The following is a 25535-nucleotide window of genomic DNA, read 5'->3' as shown; positions in this document are numbered from 1 at the left end:
TGCTTTGAGTGCATAGAGGATAGTTGCTGCTTTTTGATAACCAATACGAATTACTGTCTTGCTATTATTATTTTGAGCGATTGTATTTGCATTAGCTTTCTGAATTGTCCCGCCATTATTGCTAACGCTGGGAGAAAAAACAGAAATAGCTAATATTGAACCTAATCCAACTGTAAATAGTAAGGAAAAAGTGCGAATGTTCGATTTTTTAAGAAACATAATCCCAATTTAAACTAATCGAAGTAAAGAGAATCTAGTGAATATGACTCTAGTGCTTAAAGTCAATATAGTATTAAGACTTTATGTCAATTTATGATAAAACTACAGTATGTCAATCAAATTACCGTATTTTATTTTTAAATGATCACATAAAAGTGATTTAAATGCAAGAGGTCTATGGAAAAATATTAACCGTGCGTGTAATTTTATACTCTTATTTGCCGTAAAATGCCAGAAAAATTAGATTTGAACAAAAGTGTTGTGGGGGAGGGAGTACAAATAAATCCTGCCAATCTCCTACAAGAAGAAGTTATCCAACTCCTGAAACAAGTAATTGAACCCACTCTCAAAAACGATATCGTTAGTTTAGGAATGGTACGAAATCTGCGGATAGTTGATAACTATGTTTATCTGCGCTTGTATATAGGTTCTCGTCAGCAGCACTTAGATGCAGAAATTAAAGCGGTATTATCATCATTAGCTTGGTGTAAAAAAACCTACATTCAAGTTTGTACAATTCCAGGGGTAAAAACGACATTAGCCATATCTAGCGGTAAAGGGGGAGTTGGAAAATCCACAACCGCAGTTAATTTAGCAGCAGCTTTGAGGTTAACAGGAGCAAAAGTCGGATTGTTAGATGCTGATGTTTATGGTCCTAATGTTCCTCAGATGTTGGGATTAGGACAATCTGAAGTTACGGTTATTGATACTGCTAATGGTCAGAAATTTTTACCCTTAGAAGCTCATGGTATCAAAGTTATGTCTGTAGGATTGTTGGCAGAACCGGATCATCCTCTAGCATGGCGTGGACCTGTACTACATAAAATCATTACTCAATTTATACATGATGTTGAGTGGGGAGAATTGGACTATCTGTTGATAGACTTGCCTCCTGGTACTGGTGATGCTCAAATCACAATTGTGCAAGAAAGCCCGATTTGTGGAGTGATATTGGTAACAACACCTCAACAAGTGGCTGTTGCTGATGTGCGTCGCAGTATCTATATGTTTCGTCAAGTGGGTGTTCCTGTTCTCGGTATTATCGAAAATATGAGCTATTTTATCGGCATAAATGGGGAAGAAACTCCGATTTTTGGCAGTGGTGGCGGTGAAAAATTGTCAAATGAACTCCAAGCACCGCTTTTAGGTAAAATTCCCCTCGATCCTCGTATTTGCAATGGTGGTGATACTGGGCAACCTCTTACGCTGGCTGACTCTAGTTCAACTACAAATCAGGTATTTATACATATCGCTATGGCACTAGAGGCTACTTTTATTGCTTTTTCCGGTGATCTGTGAGGTGCTTGATCTTAAATCTACAGGGGAGCAGTGCGATTTTGTGAGGTGCTGAAAATTGGTGATATATCTCACCTAGATAATTAGCGATAGCGATTGCGAAGCGTATGCCTTGCACTCAGCACTCGGTAGGAATCACTACCTAAAAGAGATGAAAATGGGAAAATCAAGACCTATTTATTGAGAATAAATCGTGGTAATTGAGAATCAAAGCATAATTTCACAAAATCGCGTTGCTCCCGGTTATCAGATGTATTGCTAGATTTTCTCAAATTTTAGATCATTAGACATTTAATAACCTGTAATTCTGATTTAGCCTGGAATAGTGCGTTATGTTTGGCTTTAGCGCAGGTATATCCGTAATCTACCAGGGACTTAACACATATTTTAACAGTATGTATTAGTTGGCTATTTTTATCGGAGGTTTCAACTGCATTTTGTGATCCATGGATCACATTTGTTGATCCAGAAATATTTGGGGATAGTTACACGCCTTCAAGGGTGCTAGGACTAGATTTATCAAGACTTGCTGACCGCCCCTGGCTTGAGCTTGAGGGGTAATAATGCGCGAATTTTGAATCAACCAATTTGAATGGGAACGAAGCCAATGACACCGGAAAAAGTTCGGATTAAAGATAGCTACCGAGAACGTATATTTGCCGAATCACAGCAACTAGATAAAAGTTACTTAGAGACGCTTTACTTTATTATTGATTGCTATTTTGCTTTCAAAAAGGGGGCATTCCCCATGCAACAAATAGTTACACATACCCCAGCTTTCACCCCGATTGCTACAAACCCAAGTCAACAAGACCAGCCCCCTTCAACTCCATCATCACCAGAAAATCCCAAAGATGCTGATGGCGAAACATTTACCCTTGATTTTGATTTGTAACTGTTATGTAGGGCTTGCTGATAGCGTAATGATTCTCACTTAATATAATGTTAAAGTAGGTTTATGACTCGACAACAACATGACCAATTTGCAAAACAATATTTAGAGGAACTGTTGTCACCATTGGGAACAGTAGAAATCAGTCGGGAAGTGACTGATTAAGTTCGTCAAGTAGATATTTTCTTTTCTCCTATTCCATCACCCAAAGTTGATCCTCAATCTTTAGGATTACTAGGTAGAATAGCACAAAGTACCGCTTTATTAGAACCTTTTCGTAACCCACCGAATAAAACGGAGGTACGTAACTGTATTATAAAATTATTTTCTATTTATGGCGATTTTCAACGGAAAGCTAAACGAGAAAATACTTCTTTAGCAGAAACTAATTTACCATGTTTGTGGGTTTTAGCTCCCTCTGCTTCTACTGGTTTAATAGAGAGTTTTGGAGCTAAACTAGATTTAGATAATTGGCTACCAGGAGTATTTTTTCTACCGGACGCTTTCAAAACAGCTATAGTAGCAATTAATCAGTTACCTGTCACTAATGAAACACTACTGTGTAGGTTATTAGGACGAGATAAGGTTCAACAAGAAGCGGTAAAACAATTAGTTGCACTAGCACCAGAAAACCCGTTACGTCATAATATTTTAGAACTGGTTTTTAGTTGGCGTGTAAGTGTACAAACTCAGGAAATATTAACAGAAGATGACCAGGAGTTAATTATGAATTTAACAGCAGCTTATCAAGAGGCTAGGGCTGAGGCTGTACAAGAAGGACAACGTTTGGTTTTGGAAAATTTATTGAGGGTAAGATTTGGTAATTTAGATAATGAATTATCCAGGACTATTGATAATTTGCTCAATTTACCAATAGATGAGTATAGCAGATTATTACTTCACTTAAATAATTTATCCCGTGAGGAATTATTAGCAAGATTTAACAATTAACTCTGTCTAGGTAAAGGTTGGGTTAAATAAAACCCAACCTTTACTTTATAGTGCGTTCCAGGCTTTAATCAATGATTATATTGATCGTAAAAAGAAAGATATATTATAACAATATCAACCTTCATGAATCAATTGCAGCAAAGCCTCCGTTGATATCTTGCCACTCATATCCGTACCCTCCAAGAGACTATCCGCCAAATCTCGCTTGTGGTGATGTAATTCCACAATCTTGTCTTCAATAGTATCCTTAGCTACCAAGCGATAAATTGTTACCGGACGTTGTTGTCCAATCCGGTGGGCGCGGTCAGATGCTTGATCTTCCACAGCCGGATTCCACCAAGGTCTGTATGGATCACGTAATCAGCAGCAGTTAAATTCAGTCCTGTACCCCCGGCTTTGAGACTAATGAGAAAAACATCTCCATCCCCAGATTGAAAGGCATCCACGCTTCTTTTCCGTTCCGCCATGGGGGTACTACCATCTAAATATTGATATTTAATCCCTTCTTTAACCAGATAATCGCGGATGATGTGCAGATGATCAACGAACTGACTAAACACCAACGCCTTATGGCGATTTTCTAGCAATTCACCCAGTACCTCGCCAAAAAGCTGCAACTTAGAACTAGATAATTCCGTATCAGGCATCACCAAACTAGGATTACAGCAAGCGCGACGCAGTTTCATTATCTCTGCTAACACTTGCAAATGTTTTTGTCCTGCATCTGCATTACTTTCAGTTAGTTTAGATTAGATATAGCTTGACGACGCAACGCTTCATAAAATGCTTTTTCCTCCCGACTCAACTCCACATGAAGCAGAATTTCCGTCCGAGAAGGTAATTCTGACAACACCTGATTTTTTGTCCGTCGTAATAAAAATGGTTGAATAAGTTTTTTCAGTTTATTACGTGCTTGTTTATCTTGATATCTCTCAATGGGATTTGCAAAGCGTTGATTAAAGCTTTCAAAAGAACCTAATAAGCCAGGATTAATAAACCGAAATAAATTCCACAATTCACCTAAATGATTTTCAATAGGAGTCCCCGTAGTCAGCAGTTTAAAATTAGCTTTCAGGTTCATGGCTGCTTGGGAACGTTTAGTAGCCATATTTTTAATTGATTGGGCTTCATCCAATACAATCGTTTGCCACTGCACTTGAGCAAGCATTTGAGATACCTCTTCCTGCTGTAATAAACCATAACTACAGACCAACATATCCAACGGTTGTAAACCATCTAATAATTTTTGACGGTTAGCACCTGAGAATTGCATAATATTCAGAGTTGGGGCGAATTTTTGCGCTTCACTCACCCAATTCATGCAAACGGAAGTGGGGGCAATAATTAAAGTTGGTCCTGCATGGGCATTTCTAAGAATGACTGCTAATGCTTGTACGGTTTTACCCAATCCCATTTGGTCGGCTAAACAAGCACCTACACCCCAATGTGCTAACCGTGCTAACCAACAAAAACCATCCATTTGATAGTCCCGTAATTCGGCTTGAAAGGTAGACGGGAGTTCTGGTTGGAGGTCTTTTACCTCTTTGAGTTTCTGAATATGTTCCTTCCAATGTTTATCTGCTTTTAGTTTACCTACCTCATCGACAAAATCCTCTAACCCCAATGTGGCTAAGGGGTGAAAACGCATACCTTTCCCGTGTTTTTCCGAAAACATCCGTAATTCGTCGAGACGTTTGCGAAAAGCTTGGGTTAAAGCCAGAAATTGACCGTCACCCAGGGGAATAAATCGGCTGGGGGTTTTTTCCAACAGTGCTAGGAGTTGCTGCATATCCAGCACTAGGTCATCATTGAGTTTCAATTCACCGGTGGCTGCAAACCAATCTTGTTGACGTTGAATTGATAAATTAAAGTCTTTCAAATCTGCATTGTGACTAACACGCAGTTTTTCCCCTTCTGGCCAAGCCATAACTACACTGTCTCCCAGTGTTTGCAGTTCTAGCAGCAGTTCTAAACAGTCTTCTGCTTCTTCTATTCCCCATTCACCATCTTGTTCTTCAATTCGCGTTAAGGTGGGACAGGCTGCTATAGTTGCTTGGGCGAGTTGTTTTTCTTCTGCTAGATTACGTTTAGTTTGCAGACGTTTACCTTCAATTTCGGCAATCACTGTTTCACCACCTGCACCGGGACGGAAGTATGGTCCACCTTGGGTAAAAGGACGGGATAACAGGGTGATTTTCAAGCCAGAATTGGCAGGTAAGAGGTGAATGTGGGGTAGTGTTTGGGCAGGGACTTCTTCTGCACCTTCTGCGCCTCCACCGATGTCAGAATGGACGGTAACGATACCAGAGACGGCATTAATAGCTGCTAAAACTTGCTTTTCGGCGATCGCAGGGTTGCAAGACACATTTGCTGGGATAGAAGGTAATGAACCATGCTAACCGCATTTCTGACTCTGGTTTGCCAGGGGTTTGTGGTTGTTTTTGGAGATTTGCTAGGGCATTGAGGCACATTTCCCAAGCTGCTTGGGGTTGGATTACATCTACTATGGTTTGGATGCCGCTATCTTCTCTTAGTGCTTCTGCTTGTTGTTTATAGTTACTACTGGGTTTGAGTCGGGATAGAAGTTCTGCGGTTTCCATTGCCAGCCAGTGATGACAGGATGCGAGCGATCGCCTATATAATGGTTCTAATATATCAGGTAAGCTTTTTTTAGCACTCTCAGCATCCATCCAGTAAAGGCACAGAGAACAAAACAATGTTTGTAAACTATTTTCTTCTTCCACCGAAGCAATATAGGCACTTACTACAAGTTCTTTTTGGGTAATATCACCTCGCTGGACTTGCAATACCATTTTCAATCTGGCATAAATAAACGTGAGCCAATGATCTGATTCACGGGACATTAATGTGGCATACTCTTCTGCTTCTTTGAGCCGTTCTGCTGAACCATCTTTTAATAGGGCGAGGATAAAAAATAAGCCGCCCATTGTATTAAAATATATTTGGCGTTTGCCTGTGGCTTTTTTTATAGCTTTGAGGGCATCTGTATAATATTTAATTGCTTGGTCATTTTCACCCCGCACAAAACTCAACCAACCCCAATAAATAGCGGCGTTATTTTGAGATTCCTCTGATATCCGTTCCAAACAATCTTTTGCTTCTGCCGTCTCACCCCGTAATAGGAATTGTTCTGCTAAAATCAGATGCAAAGAATCTGAGGAATATTTTCCAGGTTCATAACATTCTGCTTCCAGCATCATAAACGCATCTTCGCAGTCAGATAATTTTAATGCTGAATTGAAGAGGACACTTGATATACAACTTTGATATAATTCTTTTGGTAGGGTGTTAAACCAATCTGCGTCAAATGGGTTATTACATATCTGGTTGAAGATATTTTCTATGACTATTTTTTCTTCGCTATAACTATGGTTATGGTAATCTTCAATTTGCTTATTAATAAAAATAGGGTCTTGGCGGTAAAGTCCAATGCGGATTTCTCTGATACACTGGCGGAGACTGCGGAACATCCGAGAATTTTTGTTCCAGTGATTACTTACTGGTAATGTTTCCCTCTACGGCTTTAACTAGTATCTCAAACTTTCTAGTTTCTACAGCATGACGAGTAGCAATTTCTGTGAGTAAGGGATGACATTCAGGACCTGATTTGCTTTCCTTGACTAGCAAACCTGCTATTACCAATTTCTCAATTTGGTAACTGAGGGTTTTAGTGGTCCAAGGTTTATTCTTTTCGTCTAAGGCAGCAGTTTGGGAAAGACAACTGAGGAATGAATTTTTGTCTATTGGTGCATAAATTACCGAAAACAATTGGATAATCTTTTGAATAGCAGGGGATAAATCGAAGTATTTTTTAGCGAGTTGTGTTTGGAGTTGGGTGGAATTAGGGTTAAAATCGGACATGGTACTAATAATTGATACCGTTGTTGGGTATCTGGTGTAGATGTGCAAAAGCTGTAGAGCTTTTTGCTGGAATATTACCTTTTAGGTTATCAGATACATTGCTAGATTTTTTCAAAGTTTGGATCATTAAACATTTAATAACCTGCAATTCTGATTTAACCTGGAATAGTGCGTTAAGTTTTGCTCTAGCGCAGCTATATCCGTAATCTACCAGGCACTTAACACATATTGTAATAGTGTAACAGTGCTAGTGGTCTGTCAATTTTGTTTTTGTGTTTAATTGGTTCCCAAATCAAAGATTCCGAAAATTGGATACAGACAATTTTAAGCTTGACAGACCACTAGTTGGTTATTTTTATCGGAGGTTTCAACTGCATTTTGTGATCCATGGATCACATTTGTTGATCCAGGAATATTTGGGGATTGTGGTCTTCGGTGCTATTTTTATGGTGTAGCTGACAAGTAGCTTTGGCGATACTTCTTTTTCTTCAAGGAAGCTGCTTCTCTTCTTGACCATTGCTTAACAGGAGTCAGTTGTGGAATATCTGTAAACTGGTAACTCAACGATTCATTTCCACTTAACTTTGCTACTACATTAGCAATAAAGCGACAACAGCGTTGTGGCTGACTAACTACTTGTTCCTCGGCAAACCTAATTATTACCCATCCAGCATCCACAAAACACTTATTCCTATAATCATCATCGCCAATAAAATGTGTTGGTTCTCCTGTAGAAAAACAATGGCTTTCATCCACTTCAATATCAAGATATAGCTCACTTGTTGGCTCTACAATTACAAAGTCTGCGGTGTAAGGACGATCATGACCATTTGGTAGCATTTCTTGTTGCGATCGCACCCAATCACCAAAATAATATTTAAGCACTTGTCCAAACCGTTCTTCAGAAGCACCCACAGTCACGCTACCACTACCATTCGGTTTAATACAAGGAGAAAGATTTTTAGTATCAGCGAAGGTGGAATTAAAATAATAGGATAAACTGGAACTGATTTAGTCACCATTGTTGCGTACAAGTAACAACACTACCAATACCTTTTGATTAAGGGGAAAAAGTTATAATTCCTTTACCCAGACGACAAAGTAAATTGTGGATTAATCAGAAAAGTATTGGTTATACTCCTATTTTAAAGACAATCCTCTTACTCTAAATCTGTAACTTAATCTATTTTTATTTACATTCTGCATCTATCATTTGATAGAAAGAAATTACGTAGTTTAATCCTAGCTAAAACCTCAAATTATCATTAGAATTTGGCTATACAAATCAGATTTGAATCTTGTTATGTTGCTGAAAATCTCATCAATGTCAGCCAAAGTTTTGGCTAATCTGGATTTTCAAAGATTCAATAATCATACAGAATTGGTATCAATCTAGTACAGCACGGCATAAGTGAACCCACTATTATAATTGGTAAAAACTTTGTAGTTTAGAACCCTATTTCAGATATCTGAAAAGCTCAATGCCGTATTCATTTTGACTTTCGCACTGCGGTACTAATCCTATAAAAAGCTTCTGGATATAATAATATGGCATCCTTATTCTTAGAAAAACTGACTAACTTCATCACCACAGGAGAGCCTGTGATTATTTGTGAATCTCCTGTACAAGAAAGATACCGAATGCTCCGCTCTCTTTGCCAGTATTACTCAAAAATAGGCATTAAGTGCTATTTATGGAATTTGGGACAAGAGCTAATTAAGGAAATTGAATGCCTAAATAATATAGATTTAAGTTTTAAAGATTTTTATGACTATACTCTAAAACCGACACAAGAGCTTAAAGACCACTTTAGAATTTTGAATTTTTGGGAATGTTTTCAGGGAGTAGGAGTATTAATCATCGAGAATCTATATCCTTGGATTAGTGCTAATGTAGCCCAAGAAACGCAGTTTTTCTTGATATCTGAATGGGTGAAATCAAAGTTGCTCAATCTTTCCTTCTCTCAATCTGCTGTTGGTAAAATCAAATGCGCTATTCTTTTAGGTTCTCAAGCTAACTTACATCCAGAACTTGCTGCTCAAATTCCTGTAGTCACTCAAGAATTACCTGATATCTCAGAAATTACTGCAAGTCTTAATGAGGAAGCAGAGGGAATTTTACCATCAAATTTGAGCGAAATTGACAAAATTACAATTGTCCGTAGTGGGATTGGATTATACATTTCCGATTTAATAAAAGGGCTAAAATCAATTCATTCTCATGATAAAAGTGCAGAAACAATAGCGAAACAACTACTCCAATATAAAATCAATTTGCTTAACAGACTTTATGGAATTGAGTTTATTCCTACTCCCCAAGTTCCCTTGGGAGGATTGGATTTGATGCAGGAGGCTTTTAAGAAATTTAAAAGATTATTTAGTCCCCTTGCTAAAGCCTACAAACTCAGAGTTCCTAAAGGTATAATGCTAGTAGGTCCTCCAGGTACGGGTAAATCACATTCTGCTAAAGTATGCTCTCAAATTTTAGGTGTTCCTTTGATTTTAGTAGATTGGGGTAATTTGAGAAGCTATGGTAATGAAGCAGAAAGAAGACTGAAACAGTTACTAAATTTAGTAGACTGTTTGAATGAAGTTGTTATTTATTTTGATGACTTTGATAAGGGATTTGCTGGAGATGATGATATAGCTAGAAGGTTAGCAGGACAGTTACTCACTTGGATGCAAGAACGTACCAGTGATGTAATTGTAATCGCCAGTGTCAACCGCTTGGAATGGCTACCACCAGAATTAACTAGGGCAGGAAGATTTGACTACATTTATAAAGTAGACCTGCCTAATTATGGAGAAAGACACAGTATTTTTAAACTCCACTGTGCTAGATTTGATGATAGATTTAGTGGTGATGTTTCTGGTAAAATTGACCCTTATAGTCAAGAAGAATGGCGACGACTGTTGAAAGAAACTAATCGTTGTGTAGGTGCAGAAATCCAAACTATTGTGGAGAGGGCTGCGGCTACTACTTTCTGTCAAATGTTTCCAGAAGATATACCTGTTCCTCGCAATGGTAAATTACCACCATTGGAAATTTCTGTGGCGACGCTGTTAGCAGAACGGCAACAAATTAATCCGTTAGCTATTAGAGAAGCAGATAAGGTGGAAAGTATGCGGAATAAAGCTGAACTCCAGGGGTTACCATCTTCGACCGTAGATTCATCGGAGTATGCAATTGGTAATATAGATATATTTGGTGGTTGAAGTTATTAATAAGGAAATAAATTACTAATGAAGCCCGCTCCTGAATTTCCTATCGTTTTTGTTACTGAAGCAGATTATGAGCTTTCCAGTAACGAGATGATGGGCAGCAAGTATAAATTTTGGTTTGAACATGAACAACTTGGGCGTTGCCTATATAAGCAAGCGCGACCAAATTTAGGAGAAGATTGGGCAGAGAAAGTAGCGTCTGAGTTGTCTGAGCTTTTAGGATTACCCCATGCTACTTATCATCTGGCAGAAACTTGGGAAGGGAATTGGGGTGTAGTTTCACCGTACTTTTTACCAGGAGGAGGGACACTTGTTCATGGCAACGAAATTCTCACGCCAATTGTGCCAAATTACCCTACCTTCGTTACCTATGGCGCATCACAACATACAATAGATATTGTTCTGCAAGTTATTGCAGCAGATTATGTGGGCTTGCCAATAGCTTGGACACCACCGAGCGGTATCCAAACAGCAGTAGAAGTGTTTGTTGGCTACCTGTTGTTAGATGCCTGGATTGGTAACGGAGACCGGCATCATGAAAACTGGGCTTTTGTGCGAAATAAGGTGGCATCTACAGAAACTGTACACTTAGCACATACCTATGACCATGCTTCGTGTTTGGGACGCGACCTCCCTGACGGACAGAGACAGAAACGCTCAATCGAGGCTTATGCAAATAAATGTTATTCTGCTTTTTATAACAGTGTTGAAGACAAAAAGCCCCTTAAAACTTTTGATGTATTTCACCGAGTTGCTCATCGTTATCCCCAAGCAGCCGATGTATGGCTGGAGCGGCTTGAAAGCATCTCAAGAGTAAATACGTTCTTAATTTTTAGTCGTATTCAGCGTAAGCGCATCTCAACTATTGCCGTTGAGTTTGCACAGAATATTCTGGAATTCAACCAACACAAGCTGCTTAAATTAAGGGAATTACTTCAGTGAAGACACCTCAAACATTATTTTTAGCTTGGCAAGACTCTAACAGTCGCTCTTGGTTTCCGATTGGTAGGTTGACGTTTGATGGTACGAGGTACAAGTTTGTCTACACCCAAGGCGTAAAAGCGGCAGAGAGAATGTGCAATTTTGCGCCTTTATCTTCTTTTCCGCACTTAAATGAAGAATATACATCAACCCAATTATTTCCTGTTTTCTCTAATCGGTTATTGCCTCGTTCCCGCCCTGATTATGCAAGTTTCCGGCAATGGCTGAATATTCCAGAACATGAAGATGATCCAATTGCAGTACTAGCCCGTAGTGGTGGACAACGAGAAACAGACACACTCACCGTCTTTCCCTGCCCAGAACCAGATGCAGCAGGACAATATCAGCTGCACTTTTTTGTACATGGGCTGCGACACCTGCCACAATGTGCAATTGAGCGGATTAATCGCTTGGAACCTGGAGAAAAATTATGGTTAGCTCATGAATTTCAAAACTCCTACGATTCCCAAGCATTAACTTTTCATAGTGAGGATCACCACATCGTAGGCTATTGCCCACGTTACTTAAGAAATGAAGTTTTTGAACTTCTTGAACGCGACCCCAGTTCAGTAATACTGAAAGTAGAACGTGTAAATTTACCACCAACACCGCTCCAATTTCGGCTACTGTGTCAGATAACTGCTTTGTGTAAAGACGACTTTCGCTCGTTTTCTAATCCAGAGTATCAGCCGCTCAATCAGGAAGACTTAATGGCAGCAGTTTAATTTATAGCAATTGCTAAAATGCTTAAGAAATCGTATTTTGATTTAAAGGGAACAGAAAAATGCCCTAACAATTGTGGCGACTGCTATAACTATTGACAGTTAAGCCTATGCTCATGACTTTCTTCATCAAGCTAGATTATGTGTTATTTGAATTTCAATCTTAGTATACAAGTACTGTAATTCTACTTTTATTGCTTTCGACTTACAACTTTGTGATGACTGCACTCAGCATAATTTCAGTAAACAATGTCCACTGCACCAAACCAGACTTCCCAACAAATTAATGCTTCTGTTCCCCAAGAAACTATTACTGGGGTAGTAGAAAGTCTCACTTTTTACTGGGAGGAGTCTGGCTACACAGTGGCACGCTTAACTCGCTCCAGTATCAAAGATTTAACAACCATTATTGGCAGTTTTGCTAATATTCAACCAGGGCATACACTACAACTAATGGGTTTTTGGCGGGAACATCCCCAATATGGACTACAATTTCAAGTAATCAATTATAAAGAAACCAAACCAAGTATAGTTTTTTGTCAAGATAATTGATATGCGTTTATGCTCAAAGATTAGTTATTTTACGCAGAAAAAATGTTATAAAAATACCTGGTTTTTAGTTATAGTGGTAACAAATTATTTGAGTAAAGCTCAGATTAGTGTTATGGCTATGAAATTTTTGGAGATAAGATTTGCTTAATAATTGGCTCAGTAATAGTACAAGAGAACCATGTCCATATAAATTTGGGGTCAGAGACATCACAGAATGTTCTTCACCTAATTTATCTGATCCTGAAGACACAATACTTAATCATCTCTCATACCATCTCTTGATGGCTCACGGCGATCCTGAAAAAATTAAAGGAGATTGTAAAATTTTATTAGAAGATTTAGAAGAACTAAAATTTGATAAACTCAAAAGCTATGTTGAGGACATAATTAAGAATTATGTGAATAATGAAATACTACCCAGTAATAAACCTGGCTTCCAACTCTCTACCTGGATAGGCAATTTTGGAGAAGTATTAGCATCTCAGATTCTTATAGATTCAGAAGAGTTTTGGTTTCCAATTTATAAATTAAGATTTCGTGAAAAAAGATCATGGGCTATGAAACTGACGGATCTTTGTCTTATAAAAACTAATGGACTTTCTAAACCTTTGATCTGTTATGGGGAGGTGAAGACAAAATCATCTGCTTGTGATCCTAAACTAGGAATTAAAGGTCATGATAGTTTAGTAAAAGATGATGCACTAGAAAAGCCAGAAATATTAAACTTCTTCTGTAATATGTTATACGTAACCAAAAGAATAGATGAGGCAGATTTTCTTACAAGAATAAGGCTTGGTAAAATTGATTATGATAAACAACATTATCTTTTTTTAATACATGATAAATCTACTTGGAAAGAGGAGGTATTAAGTAATTTAAATTCTTATCAATTAAATAGTGATTTGATTAATTTTTCTATTACTGTCGTTCTTGTAGAGCAGTTAAGGCAAGTTATTGATGAATCTTATTCACGAGCTTGGAAGTCAGTTGAAGGTTGGATAAATGGATAAACAAAACTACTTAGAGAATACACAAAGAAGACTTCAAGAAATTCATTCAGATTCAGATTTTAAAAATAACGTATCTCAAGCAAGAGCGCGTGCTATACAAGAAGAATTTGTTCCTGAACAATCAACAACACAGTTTACTTTTGATCCAAAAAAAGTTTGGCGTTACTGTGATTATATTTTTTCAGAAAGTATTTTACTGTTAAAAGAAAATTTTGGTGATAGGATAGTTTTACTTGAAAATCTAAAATCAACTGCTCAAAATTTTGAATTTTTGGCTAAGTTTGCAAATGACGATGATAAAGAGTTATTGCTTATAAATGCTGCCATCTGCTATGAGATTGCAGGATATCAAGCAAATGCTTCATGTCTAAGTCGGCTAATTGAAGATAAATTTTTAACTATTATTGACGACAATAATACACTTGAAAGTAATACAAATACCCTCGATATAATACTGGTCAATATATTTAGAAGAACAATAATAAAATTTCTTCGTAGTGAAATAAAAATATTGCAAAATATATCTAATGAAGCTTTATCAAGAATTGATTCTTTTCAGGAAACAATTACTAGAGGTATTACTAGTGGAGAGTTTTCGTTTAACGAAATTTTTAATCTTACATCTCACGCATATTTTCATAAATCTATTTCTGACTTCGTTCAATATTGCCTTAACGGGAATCAAGATTTTTTATCTTCTTGTCGTCTTAATATGGAAAAAAGCCATAGGAATTTTGAGAAAACAGGAGATGCAATTTTAAGTACAATAACTTTAGAATTCAGAACGATTCTTGATCTATTTAATGAACGCTCTACTTGGTCAAATCTAAATGAATATGCGAGCCATTTACTTCAAGATCCAATATGGCAATTTTATTTAAGAAATCTTGCTACTGAAAAAGGTATTGTTGAATTTTGGCCATCACAATTAAAAGCAATTCGTAACAATCTTTTAACAAGTAATGATAGCTTTATCATTCAAATGCCCACAAGTGCTGGTAAAACTTTCATTGCTGAATTAGCTATAATTGCAGCTTTAACTGCAAAACCAAATTCTCGTTGTTTATATATTGCTCCTTATCGAGCTTTAGTTAATGAAGTAAAGAATAGTTTATCAGATACGTTAGGAAGCATTGGCTATCACGTATCTACTCTATTAGGTGGATTTGAATTTGATATTTTTCAGGATTTTTTAATCAAGCAATCTGATGTATTGATAGCTACTCCAGAAAAAGTTGATCTACTACTACGAACTCAACCAGAATATTTTGAAGAATTAGCTGTTATTATTATTGACGAAGGACACATTATTGATGAAGGAATTTCTTCTCTGGATGAACTATCAGAAGAAAAAACATTACTTGATGAACTAGAAGAACAAGGCAATTTAGGTAGAGGAGTTTTACTTGAACTTCTAATTACACGAATTAAACAAACAATACCAAATGTAAAATTTATTTTTCTTTCTGCTGTTATGCCATCAATTAATGCTAATGATTTTGTTGCTTGGCTCTGTGAAAGTCAACAAGAACCCCTGCGTATTGGATTTGAAGAAAGACCATCACGGCAAGTAGTAGCGAAATTTGAATGGCGTTCAGCAAGTAATGGTGAAATTGAATATATTAGTTTACCAATTTTACCAGGTGGTAAACATCCTTGGGTTCCTTCATTTATTAAAAGGAAACAATACTATACTGGTGAATTAACATCTACAGGTAGACGAGAGAAAAAAAGTTGGCCAGATATTAATAATAAAAGCCAAAGTACCGCTACCCTAGCAGCAAGATTAGCAAAGACAGGCCCAGTTCTTATATTCTGCATGCGAACAGACGAGACGAGAAAAGTCCTTAATAATCTTGTAGAAACACTTAAGTATTTGGAAGCATCAAACGAACTTCCAAATAATAAATTTTGTTATGTTGAAACACCAAAATTAGCTTCATTTTATGAGGCTCGTGAATGGTTAGGAGAAGAGCATATTCTGACAAAGGCACTTCATTATGGAGTAGCATTACATTATGGACCTTTGCCTGATCCTGTCAGACAAGCAATAGAAGATGAATTTAGAAATGGTAGAATTCAAATTTTAGTAAGCACGACTACTTTAGGACAAGGTGTAAATCTTCCAGTAAAAACAGTTGTTATCCACAGTTTAGAATACAGATGGTCTGAAAAAAATGCAGAAGGAAAAGAAACGATACAGCGTAGAAAATTGAAAAAACGCGATTTTTGGAATATCTGTGGAAGAGCGGGCAGGGCAGGTAAAGAAACAGAAGGACAGATAATTTTTGTTAATATTTCTAACAATGATAGAAGATTAATTCAAGAATACAATAACTATAATAACCTGGAAGAAGTTAATAGTCCTCTATATAAATTATTACTAGCTTTAATAGAAAAGCGCATAGATCAAAATGACCTAAGAGGTTATCTTGATTCATCTATCCTTGCAATGTTAGCTGAAGAAATAGTAGATACACAAGATGAATCAAGCATTGCTAATTTTCTTGGAAGTAGTTTAGTTGGTATACAAGCTTTACGAAAAGAAACTGATAATTCTTTACTTGTGTCAACTATTAAAAATGTATCATCTTGGGTAATTGAACAAGTTCCAAGTAATAGTTTACAAAAAATATTTTCTTCAACAGGTTTGAGGGTATCAAGTTGTCAAACATTAGAAGAAAGTGTCAATAACTTCTTAGAAATAATTGATGAAGAATTAATACTTAACTTAGCAGATCCACTACATTGCAGTGAGACATTTATTCAAGTAGCTTTTGCAGCTTGTCGAAACTTGAAAGAAATGGAATTACCTAAAAATATTGAATATGCTGCTTCTCAAGATGAGTTAATTCTAATTCAAAACTGGATAAATGGCACACCAATAGGTGAATTAAGAAGAAATTTTTGGAATCCCCAAGAAAGTGAATCTTTTAGCAGATATTTGGCTGACAGAGTAACTTATAAACTTCCTTGGGGAATTAATGGTTTTCTCAGTATACTTGCTTTCAAACGTCAAGGTACTTATAAAGAATTACCTTTTTCATGGCAGCATATTCCTGCAATGATGAAATTTGGCGTTAATAATGTTTTTGCTTGTTGGGCAAGTAGTCTTGGTGTTAATTCTAGGATTTTAGCATTACAGATAGCAGATAAATATTTTGATGAGCATAGTGATCAAGAACCGGATTATGGAACTTTTACAAAATGGTTTGTTAATTTACCTAATGATTATATATTTAATGAATTGAATGTTTCATCAATTGAACGAAATAAGCTTATAAACTTTAGAAATCAAGTATTTATTAGCGATGAGAGTTTACAATTTATTAGAAATTTAGGTCAAGAATTAGAATCGCCAGTTAGAGGAATTCCTTATGAAAATAGATTTATCACAGCTTCCCAAGTTAGTATTGGTGACTTACTTACTTTAGAAGCCGAACTTGATAATCCTTACGATCCTAATGCAGTAAGTGTCTTATTTAGAGGTAGCCAAATTGGATACGTTCAAAGAGATAAAGCAAAAATTGTTTCACGAGAACTGCAATTAAGTAGGCGAGTAGAAGCCTATGCAACATCAGTTATACCTGCTAATAGTAGTAATCCCTTTCCTTCGATAGAGATGAGTATTAGGTTTGTTTAGTACCTAAAATCTGATCAACTTACTTAAATAATATTACTACACAATAGTATAAAATAACTTAATTTGTCCCATTAATGATTTTTATCAATGTCTGTAGTTAACGTAGCAAAAAGCACGTTTTTACCCAACCTCACAAAATCGCGTTGATCCCTCTTATATCTTAATATATTATGTTATTTATTTGTGTAATTAATTCTGTCCAGGTACTTACCTTGGCGACAAATTATCGGCATGAGAAATCGTATGATTCATGCGTATTTTGATGTTGATTTAAATATTGTCTGGCAAGTAATCACTTAAGATTTAGGTTCACTTTTAATTGAGGTTGAAAAGGCAATTAAATATTTAGAAACCTAAAGAAAGAGTCAGGGACTAGGGACTAGAAAGACAATGTGCATAATTAATTCTGTTCGATTACTTACTCTCTGCCCCTCTACATCTAGAGCGTGAGATAAAATCATCCCATCATTCAACAACGCTAAATTTATTATATTATATCAATTGATAGATGTTGTCATAAATTTTATACCAATGTTTTAGAAATAAGTGTTGAAAAAAAGAAGATACAATCTTATATCTGCAATTACGAAATTTGATAGCTGACTCAGAGAAGCAGGATAGTAGAAAATGATGCTTATTCGTAAGTAATTATAAAGATTGAGACATGAGAATACACAATAGTCCTGATTGCAGTAATTACCAAATTCCCAAAGAAGAGGCGATTGAGGTTTATCCAATAGTATCCCAGCGTCGCCCAGTTGATAAAAAAAGTTCAATTTTCTTATTGGTAGCAGCAGCAACAGCATTAGTGCTGGCAAATACATCCATTAATCACCTGCTGATGTCTGTTTTAATCTTGTTAACTGCCATCATCGCAGCATTTCCCAAAGTAGCAAATAAATTGCTGACTAAATTTGAAAAATTGCAACGCCGTTGGGGAATCAACTTTTATGCCATTTTAGTTGGCATTATCTGTATAATTTTCACCTTTGATTTCACTACAACATCAGCAAATGCCCAATTTTTTAATGGCGCACAAACATGGATGACAGGAGCTTTTGCAGGAATGCCGGCTGATGCCGTTGCACTATTTTTTAATGTTCTTAGAGCATTGTTTTTGCTGTATCTTGGTATTTCCTTGGTGAGAATTGTCAATGCTGCCAGAAACGATGAAGATTGGCAGAATTTAGCGAGAACTCCGCTGATCATCAGCGTTACTATTGTAGTTGGCGATATTCTCACAGGTTTGATTACTGGTAATGCGGCTTAAATAGCTCAAAAAAAGAGGGGTTGAACTCTTTCTTAAAGAGTAGCTTTTAGAGATTTATAGCAGATTCCAGATAAGTGAGGTACAGAATCTAAGTTAAAAGCCAGACAATAAAACAGTTTTAATTTTGACTCCAGATCCTTGAATTTTTCTGCATAACGAGCGCTCGTTTCTCAACAACTTCTATCACTCTTGGATAAATTAACTACTTTTTGACAATACAACGGACAAAATTTCAGCTTTTCTCTCAGTCTGATAATAGCAGTTTAGATTAAATTTACACCTTCAAAAACCTCAGATAACTAATAGAGATGATGAAGCGCAAAGAATTTAGAACAGTCAATCGAATTTTGGGGGAACAGCCGAGAATTGGACCATTTCCAGCAGATCAAGTTTTTCCTTGGACAGCTATTGCACTGATTACATACTTAATCTGCAAACAAAGTCTTCAAGCTTCTTGGTTAGTGACTGGATTAGTTATCGCTTGGGGGTGGGGAACTTGGTGGACTCTGACCAGTAATAAAACCTGGTTATCAAAGTTTCTCACAGTCCCCAGAGTTACTAGAGGATATAAACGCTTTTATTCCCTAATTCAAGAACCAGAAATACTAACATCAACTGCAAAAAAGATGGTCGTGCCAAATTCAAAATAATTCCGACCACAGGCTAGGTAAAAAAATCAAACCTCGTTGCATAAGTAGGTTAACAGAAAAAATTACATTATTTGAGTACCGAAATCATGGCAATTAATTCTTCAACGAAAGAGAAAATATCTAAAGATAAGGTAGGAAATAAAAATATCTCTGCCCAAGAGATTTCTGTAGCCAAACGTCTGACTCCTTTTGAGGATTTAACTCATATTGCAGCGATCGCTAATATCTCCATAGCCGGCAGAAAAGATATTGGTGCGATTATCCTCAAGCGTAAAGACGATATTCAAATTAAATTCTGCTTTGATTGCCAAGGTATCCATTCTTCTCTCCCAGAAAGTCAAATTTTACCAATTTTTGCGGGCATAGAAGCCGGACTGAAAGAAATACCCTATGGTGAATCTTTAACATTTCATCTGGGTTCATTTACCGATGACCATAACCGTCAACAGGAACTAAAAGCATTAGAAGAAAATTGTCGCAGTAATGAACTAATGTTGTTAATTCGGTCAGAACGATTGCGAATTAGAGATTTAACCAATCAAGGCGATCGCAAAAACAAATTTTTGAGAATTTACTGTACCTACACTGTTGCTGAAAATAATGAAACAGCGGACTTTGTAGAGAAATTCATTCTCCAAGCTAAAGAAAGTTGGCATAAATTTACTGGACAAATTCACGAAGTTAGACATCAACGCATTGAATCAATTCTCAAAAATAGCTTTACATCTGGCTTTCAGCTATGGGAACAAACCCTGAATAATAAAATGGGGTTGAATATCAAACCCTTGGGTTCTCAGGAACTGTGGGGAGTCATTTGGGGACAATTTAATACCAGCAAACCTCCAAATATTCCGCATTTACTAACCTTAAATGATGATGGATTGCGGGAAGAACAGAATAGCGATTTCCACATCCGTCATTTAATTTTAGAACGAGAAGCATCAGTTCCTTTTTTGGATAGAGCTTGGGTAAATTTACAAGACCATTATATTGGTGCATTAACATTCACAGAAAAACCGATTGGTTGGGTGGATGAATATGCACAATTGCGCTATTTGTGGGAGCTAATTGCTAGAGATAAGGTTTCTGATACAGAAATCATTTGTCAACTGACGAGAGCTAACGAGGGGTTAGCTAAAACAGCACTGCAACGTCTGACTAAACAATCTATTGTCTCTTCTGCTATGTCTGCTGATAAAAACAGCGTGGATGTAAAAGCCAATTTGAACATGGAAGAAGCGATCGCTGCACAAGAAACCATTTATAAAGGTGCAGTGCCAATTAATACCGCAGTAGTCTTTTTGGTACACCGTCCCTCACGTCAAAAATTAGATGAAGCTTGTCGTTATGTTTCTAGCTGCTTTCTCCGTCCGGCTGTTGTGGTGCGAGAAATGGAATATGCCTGGAAAGTATGGTTACAATGTTTACCAATTGTTTGGCAAAACTTGCTGACTAAACCATTTAATCGCCGGTTGCCTTATTTTAGCAGTGAAGTCCCCGGATTAATGCCAGTAATAAAAACTGCAACTGGGGATAAAACAGGGTTTGAATTAATTGCTGATGAAGGTGGTACTCCTATTCATTTAGATTTATATAACCACCACAAAAACTTAGCAGTATTTGGGACAACTCGTGCAGGTAAATCGGTATTGGTAGCTGGTTTACTCACCCCTGCTTTGGCTCAAGATATTCCCGTCGTTGCTCTTGATTATCCCAAGCCTGATGGTAGTAGCACTTTTACTGATTATACTAATTTTATGGGGGAAGATGGGGCATATTTTGATATTAGTCGTGAAATAAATAACCTGTTTGAATTACCAGATTTGAGGGGGTTAGAAGCAGAGTTAAGAAAAGAGCGATTAACAGATTTTAAGGATTTTCTTAAATCCACAATTATGACAATGGTGATAGGCACTAATTCTGTTGGTGTTGATACCACAATGGTGAGTAATATTGAAAGTATTATCACCTTAGCAATTGAAACTTTCTTTGCTGATGATGACATCAAGTTACGCTATAAATTGGCATTAGAAAAAGGTTTGGGGACGGAAGAATGGAATGATACACCGACACTCAATGACTTTTATAACTATTGCTCTCCTGGTTATATTAAACTAGATTCAATTGCCAGTAACAGCGAGGAGCAATTAAAAGCACTAGACCAAATTAGGTTGCGATTAAAATTTTGGCTCAATAGTAGAGTTGGTCAATCTATTAGCAAACCCTCCAGTTTTCGTACTGATGCTAAATTATTAGTATTTGCATTGCGTTCTCTTTCTTCTGAAGCAGATGCAGCTATTTTATCATTAAGTGCTTATGCTGCGGCTTTGCGTCGCGCTCTGAGTTCTAAGGCTTCAATTTTCTTTTTAGATGAAGCACCAATATTGTTTCAATTTGAAGCAATTGCCGAATTAATTGGCAGATTATGTGCTAATGGTGCGAAAGCTGGAATTCGTGTAATTTTATCAGCACAAGAACCAGATACTATCTATCAAAGTAAAGCATCTGCCAAAATCTTTGCTAACCTGACAACTCGGCTGATTGGTCGGATTCAAAGTAGTGCAATAGAGTCATTTATCAAATATTTTCAATATCCAACAGAAATCATTTCTCGCAATAGTACAGAGTCATTCTTTCCCAAAAAGGAAGGTATTTATTCACAATGGCTATTAGATGATAATGGGAAATTTACATTCTGCCGTTATTATCCTGCTTATTGCCTTTTAGCTGCTGTTGCTAATAATCCCCAAGAACAGGAACTCAGAACATTATATCTCAGGAAATATAAAGATGATCCTATTACGGGAATAGTCAGGTTTTCTGAAGTGTACATCAAAATGATTAGAGGTAAAGAACTTACTGAGGAGGCTAATGAAATTTTAGAACAGGTGAAATTGAAATCAAAACAAATTCATGTTTCAGAAACTAAGTCTGATAAACCATTGAAAATAGTAGCATAAAGGAAATCTATGCCTCATCAAGAAATGGTATTAGGACTTACGCACAAGTTAATTAGGAACGTTCGCAAAGCGTGTCGAAGACATACCACGGAGGCACAGAGGACACGGAGGAATTAGGGTTTAATACCAAATTAATACACAATTTTTTAATTATAAAAATACAAGGTCTAATATTCTGGGAATATCATTCATTTATTGAATTACTCAACAGGTAAAATATCATGAAAAGTAACAAGAAAAAGTTAATTTCAACTGCTATTGTATCAGGTTTTATATTAGCAGCAATAACTGTACCAAGTAATGCCTTTGCTATTGACTTGGGAGGAGAACTTGACAACTTCTTCAATCAAACATTTGGATATATAAACGGCTATTTCAACGAAGTAGCGAATCAACTAAAGGAAGAAGTAGATAAAAGTTGGGGAAATCTCCAAAAAGATGCTCAAGCAGCAATTGAAGAATCTAAGGGGAATATGGGAATACCAGACCCTACAGCAGCTAGTCAAAAATTAGCTGATAAGTTGCAAGAAAAAGGAGGGATAGCAGCAGAAAGTAGCACTATTATTGGTGCGCTGGAAGCTGGGAAACAACTAGAAAGAGATAGTACCCGCGCTACAGTAGCCAGTGTTTTAGGGAAAGAAGGACAGCAACGAACTCAATCGGAAATTGATGCTACCAACAAAACTGTTGGAGAAGCACAGCAATTAGCTGAAGATGCTCAAAATATGGATGCTTCACAAGATGTCCTCAAAGCGATCGCTGCTCAAAATGCTCAAATTGTCTCCATGTTAGGACAGGTACGTACTGATGGTTTACAAGCACGACATGATGCCCAACAAACTAACCTCATGCTCAATCAAATTGCTGAAAGTCAATCAGAACAAAATCGAGCTAGAAGAGTTTTATCTACTGGTATGACTAGTCAATATTTAGAGTTAACTGGTTGGAGTAGATTAGACCCTGCTTATGTCAAGAAATAAGATATATTGCCCTAAAAATTTTAACACTAATCACATTCTTCAACAGGAAGTTAATTAACTCTTTTTCCCTTCTATTCTACCAGGAATAACATTATGCTTGGTCAAACAATACTAGCAGCAAATAACTTCGGTGCAGGAGATTTAATCGAAAATGCGTCTGCTGGTGCCAGCTTGGTAGCAGAAGGTTTTAATGATCTATGGCAACAAACTCTTACAGGTGGATTATATGCTTCGCTGTGTAAAGTTGGAGTATTATTTGCAGTTGCTACCCTCGCATTATTCATGGTGCAATGGGGTAAGCAAATGATTAATGACGAAGAACAAAGGGCATTTAGTGAATTAATTTGGCCTTTAATTGTCACTGTTCTTCTTGCTAATAATGGTTCTCTACTAGCGAATAGCACTTTGGCACTGAGGGAATATATTAACAGTGTCAATAACTATATATTAGAGTACACGGCAGCCGATGCTGATTTGAGATCCGCTTACCAACAAGCACTAGGACAAGCAGCATTAGAAACGGCAGTAGGTAATGCTATTCAAGAATGTCGTTCTTCTCAATTATCAAATGAAGAAGGAATACAATGTCTCAAACAAGCAAGAGCCGATTTAGAAGCCAAATTTCCTGACATTTTTAAAGATGCAGAAGGTGGCAGTTATTTAGGAGCAGCAGGTAGTTGGGTAACTCAAGGTTTGGACAAAATTAATCAAGCAGCTTCGGAAGCTGAAGGTGATGGTTTAGTGGGAACTATTACTAGCAAATTGTCTGCGGCTTCTAGTGCGGCAATTGGTGCAGTTGTTACCACTTTTATTACCAGTTTATTATTAGCACTAAATAATGCTTACCAATGGGGATTAGAACTAGCATTACTTTTAACTGCCTTGATAGCTCCTTTAGCAGTTGGAGGTTCTTTAATGCCAATTGGTAATAAGGCAATTTTTGCTTGGTTAACAGGGTTTTTTACTGTTGGTCTTGCTAAACTTTCTTTCAATATTATTTTAGGTTTAGCTGGACAGTTAATTGCTACGTCCAAAGCTAGTCAGCCGATGATTTTTCTGGCATTTATTGGTTTAGTTGCCCCATTTTTAGCTACAGGAATTGCTGCTGGAGGTGGTCTAGCAGTGCTAACTCAGCTTAATAATGGCTCTCAATGGTTAGCTAGTGGTGCTATCTCAGCAGGTAATATTGCTCTTTCTGCCAGTGTGTCCCGAATTACAGCCATGATTCGCAAATAAAAAGTTTATCAATCAGAACTTTATCAATTTTGAGAAATTATGCTAAATCACACTAAATCCAAAGTTCCGAAAAGGGAAGCATTACAGTTTTTAAGTTCTGGACAATCGGTATCTAATCCCATTGCTATTGTTGCTATCATCTCGCTAATTTTTAGTTCTTTATCCTTCTTATTACAAATGCTCAATTATGGTGCAACTTCAACTTTAGCTCGTAAAGAACCACCATCTTTAGTCCAGATTGCTGATGGGAATACAATCAATGTGAAAGCACTCGAACCTGATGACCGTTCAGCAGAAGTGATTAAAAAATTTGTGGTTGATACGCTAGTAAAAATGTTCAATTGGGATGGATTAATCAAATCAACTAAAAATGGAGAAATTATTACTCAACAAGATAATGGCACTAATATCAAAGTTACAAAAGGAACTGCAAGAGTTACTACAAAAGCTTGGGAAGCTGCTTTTGCATTAAGTGAAGAACAAGACTTTCGAGCCAGTTTTCTGAAAAGATTAGCAGAACTCACACCACCAAGTGTCTTTCAAGGTGGTTTACAAAGTTCTCTAGTACCAAGATATGTTAGTGAACCACGCAAGATAGGTAAAGGAAAATGGCAAGTAGATGTGATTGCTACTCTGGTGACTTTTAGTAAGGAGGATAATGCTGGTAACGGAATAGCTTTTAATAAAACTGTGACAGTTCAAGTAATACAAAGTCCTCAAAAACCTCCAGAAACTACAGAGATTGCTCAGAAAATTTATTCGGTTCGCAGGTCAGGTTTAGAAATTATTGAAATCACGGATTTGAATTTAGGAAAGAACTGAGATAAGGAAAGCTGGATAAAGAGCCTTATTTGAACTAAACCGCGTCTATTTTGAAACCCATAGTTTTTTTAATCGGGTTTTATTCTCAAATTCTATACTCTTCCCTGTTCCCTGTTCCCTTTTAAAAAACTACAGTTCTCAATTTGGACTAGGTTTATATTAAGGAGTGAAAAATTCCAAATTAATCTCACACAACAGATATTTACTTTATTACTAGTGGTTGATTGAAAATAAAAATCTAAATGAC

15 protein-coding genes and 4 pseudogenes are annotated in these 25535 nt (G+C 36.8%); 16 read left to right on the top strand and 3 right to left on the bottom strand.

Going from position 1 to position 25535, the window contains the following annotated elements; genetic code table 11:
* Positions 1–219: pseudogene (locus tag IQ228_RS03055) on the bottom strand (aliphatic sulfonate ABC transporter substrate-binding protein); the annotation flags it as partial.
* 228 nt (positions 220–447) lie between these two features.
* Between IQ228_RS03055 and IQ228_RS03050 the strand changes: the two are divergent.
* The 3 genes from IQ228_RS03050 to IQ228_RS27310 all read left to right on the top strand — a co-directional run bounded on the left by IQ228_RS03050 (position 448) and on the right by IQ228_RS27310 (position 3358).
* Positions 448–1518, top strand: coding sequence for an Mrp/NBP35 family ATP-binding protein (locus IQ228_RS03050; RefSeq protein ID WP_193962132.1), 1071 nt, complete (start codon positions 448–450; stop codon positions 1516–1518).
* Between the two features lie 604 nt (positions 1519–2122).
* Positions 2123–2410, top strand: a complete 288-nt coding sequence (locus tag IQ228_RS03045) for a hypothetical protein (protein WP_193962134.1) — start codon at positions 2123–2125, stop codon at positions 2408–2410.
* A gap of 396 nt (positions 2411–2806) precedes the next feature.
* Positions 2807–3358: a hypothetical protein gene (locus IQ228_RS27310; RefSeq protein WP_370566808.1), complete on the top strand. Its 552-nt coding sequence runs from the start codon at positions 2807–2809 to the stop codon at positions 3356–3358.
* 114 nt (positions 3359–3472) lie between these two features.
* Here the strand turns inward: IQ228_RS27310 and IQ228_RS03035 are convergent.
* Together IQ228_RS03035 and IQ228_RS03030 are read right to left on the bottom strand one after the other, a co-directional pair.
* Positions 3473–7240, bottom strand: a pseudogene (locus IQ228_RS03035) (DEAD/DEAH box helicase).
* 444 nt (positions 7241–7684) lie between these two features.
* A pseudogene (locus IQ228_RS03030) lies at positions 7685–8262 on the bottom strand (hypothetical protein).
* Between the two features lie 526 nt (positions 8263–8788).
* Here IQ228_RS03030 and IQ228_RS03025 point away from each other — a divergent pair.
* The 13 genes and pseudogenes from IQ228_RS03025 (at position 8789) to IQ228_RS02965 (ending at position 25288) form a co-directional block, all read left to right on the top strand.
* Positions 8789–10456, top strand: a complete 1668-nt coding sequence (locus tag IQ228_RS03025) for an ATP-binding protein (protein ID WP_193962131.1) — start codon at positions 8789–8791, stop codon at positions 10454–10456.
* 27 nt (positions 10457–10483) lie between these two features.
* Positions 10484–11404, top strand: a complete 921-nt coding sequence (locus tag IQ228_RS03020) for a HipA-like protein (RefSeq protein ID WP_193962130.1) — start codon at positions 10484–10486, stop codon at positions 11402–11404.
* Entirely contained in the window at positions 11401–12168 is a 768-nt protein-coding gene (locus tag IQ228_RS03015) for an HIRAN domain-containing protein (RefSeq protein ID WP_193962129.1), read from the top strand. Before IQ228_RS03020 ends, IQ228_RS03015 begins: the two co-directional genes overlap by 4 nt.
* 246 nt (positions 12169–12414) lie before the next feature.
* Positions 12415–12693, top strand: a pseudogene (locus tag IQ228_RS03010) (hypothetical protein); the annotation flags it as partial.
* A gap of 164 nt (positions 12694–12857) precedes the next feature.
* Positions 12858–13727 carry a hypothetical protein gene (locus IQ228_RS03005; protein ID WP_193962128.1) on the top strand — a complete coding sequence of 290 codons (870 nt, stop codon included), beginning with the start codon at positions 12858–12860 and terminating at the stop codon, positions 13725–13727.
* A complete protein-coding gene (locus IQ228_RS03000; protein WP_193962127.1) occupies positions 13720–17370 on the top strand; it encodes a DEAD/DEAH box helicase in 3651 nt (1216 codons plus the stop codon). The genes IQ228_RS03005 and IQ228_RS03000 overlap by 8 nt, the downstream gene beginning before the upstream one ends.
* Before the next feature lie 192 nt (positions 17371–17562).
* Complete coding sequence (locus tag IQ228_RS27305) at positions 17563–17670, top strand: HepT-like ribonuclease domain-containing protein (protein WP_193962133.1); 108 nt, start codon at positions 17563–17565, stop codon at positions 17668–17670.
* 364 nt (positions 17671–18034) lie between these two features.
* A complete protein-coding gene (locus IQ228_RS02990) occupies positions 18035–18640 on the top strand; it encodes a hypothetical protein (RefSeq protein WP_193962126.1) in 606 nt (201 codons plus the stop codon).
* A gap of 308 nt (positions 18641–18948) precedes the next feature.
* Positions 18949–19290 (top strand): hypothetical protein, encoded by a 342-nt coding sequence (locus IQ228_RS02985; protein WP_193962125.1) that lies wholly within the window; start codon positions 18949–18951, stop codon positions 19288–19290.
* 86 nt (positions 19291–19376) lie between these two features.
* The gene (locus IQ228_RS02980) at positions 19377–22250 is read left to right on the top strand and encodes a hypothetical protein (RefSeq protein ID WP_193962124.1); all 2874 of its coding nucleotides are present in this window, start codon (positions 19377–19379) and stop codon (positions 22248–22250) included.
* Positions 22251–22471: 221 nt separating this feature from the next.
* The gene (locus IQ228_RS02975; protein ID WP_193962123.1) at positions 22472–23230 is read left to right on the top strand and encodes a hypothetical protein; all 759 of its coding nucleotides are present in this window, start codon (positions 22472–22474) and stop codon (positions 23228–23230) included.
* Between the two features lie 93 nt (positions 23231–23323).
* On the top strand, positions 23324–24466 hold the full coding sequence (locus IQ228_RS02970) for a hypothetical protein (protein ID WP_193962122.1): 1143 nt from the start codon (positions 23324–23326) through the stop codon (positions 24464–24466).
* Positions 24467–24505: 39 nt separating this feature from the next.
* The gene (locus IQ228_RS02965) at positions 24506–25288 is read left to right on the top strand and encodes a hypothetical protein (protein ID WP_193962121.1); all 783 of its coding nucleotides are present in this window, start codon (positions 24506–24508) and stop codon (positions 25286–25288) included.
* The last annotated feature ends 247 nt before the right edge of the window (positions 25289–25535 follow it).

The sequence above is a fragment of the Dolichospermum sp. LEGE 00246 genome, assembly GCF_015207865.1.
In the GTDB taxonomy this organism is placed as follows: Bacteria; Cyanobacteriota; Cyanobacteriia; order Cyanobacteriales; family Nostocaceae; genus Dolichospermum; species Dolichospermum heterosporum.
The sequence above is the reverse complement of the archived record's forward strand: the minus strand, read 5'-3'. Positions and strand labels throughout refer to the sequence as shown.

Bases quoted from the DNA above. Each gene is read 5' to 3' on its own strand.
- IQ228_RS03020 (WP_193962130.1), top strand. From the start codon at position 10,484: ATGAAGCCCGCTCCTGAATTTCCTATCGTTTTTGTTACTGAAGCAGAT.
- IQ228_RS03045 (WP_193962134.1), top strand. From the start codon at position 2,123: ATGACACCGGAAAAAGTTCGGATTAAAGATAGCTACCGAGAACGTATA.
- IQ228_RS03025 (WP_193962131.1), top strand. From the start codon at position 8,789: ATGGCATCCTTATTCTTAGAAAAACTGACTAACTTCATCACCACAGGA.
- IQ228_RS03000 (WP_193962127.1), top strand. From the start codon at position 13,720: ATGGATAAACAAAACTACTTAGAGAATACACAAAGAAGACTTCAAGAA.
- IQ228_RS02965 (WP_193962121.1), top strand. From the start codon at position 24,506: ATGCTAAATCACACTAAATCCAAAGTTCCGAAAAGGGAAGCATTACAG.
- IQ228_RS02990 (WP_193962126.1), top strand. From the start codon at position 18,035: ATGAGAATACACAATAGTCCTGATTGCAGTAATTACCAAATTCCCAAA.
- IQ228_RS02985 (WP_193962125.1), top strand. From the start codon at position 18,949: ATGATGAAGCGCAAAGAATTTAGAACAGTCAATCGAATTTTGGGGGAA.
- IQ228_RS02980 (WP_193962124.1), top strand. From the start codon at position 19,377: ATGGCAATTAATTCTTCAACGAAAGAGAAAATATCTAAAGATAAGGTA.
- IQ228_RS02970 (WP_193962122.1), top strand. From the start codon at position 23,324: ATGCTTGGTCAAACAATACTAGCAGCAAATAACTTCGGTGCAGGAGAT.
- IQ228_RS03050 (WP_193962132.1), top strand. From the start codon at position 448: ATGCCAGAAAAATTAGATTTGAACAAAAGTGTTGTGGGGGAGGGAGTA.
- IQ228_RS02975 (WP_193962123.1), top strand. From the start codon at position 22,472: ATGAAAAGTAACAAGAAAAAGTTAATTTCAACTGCTATTGTATCAGGT.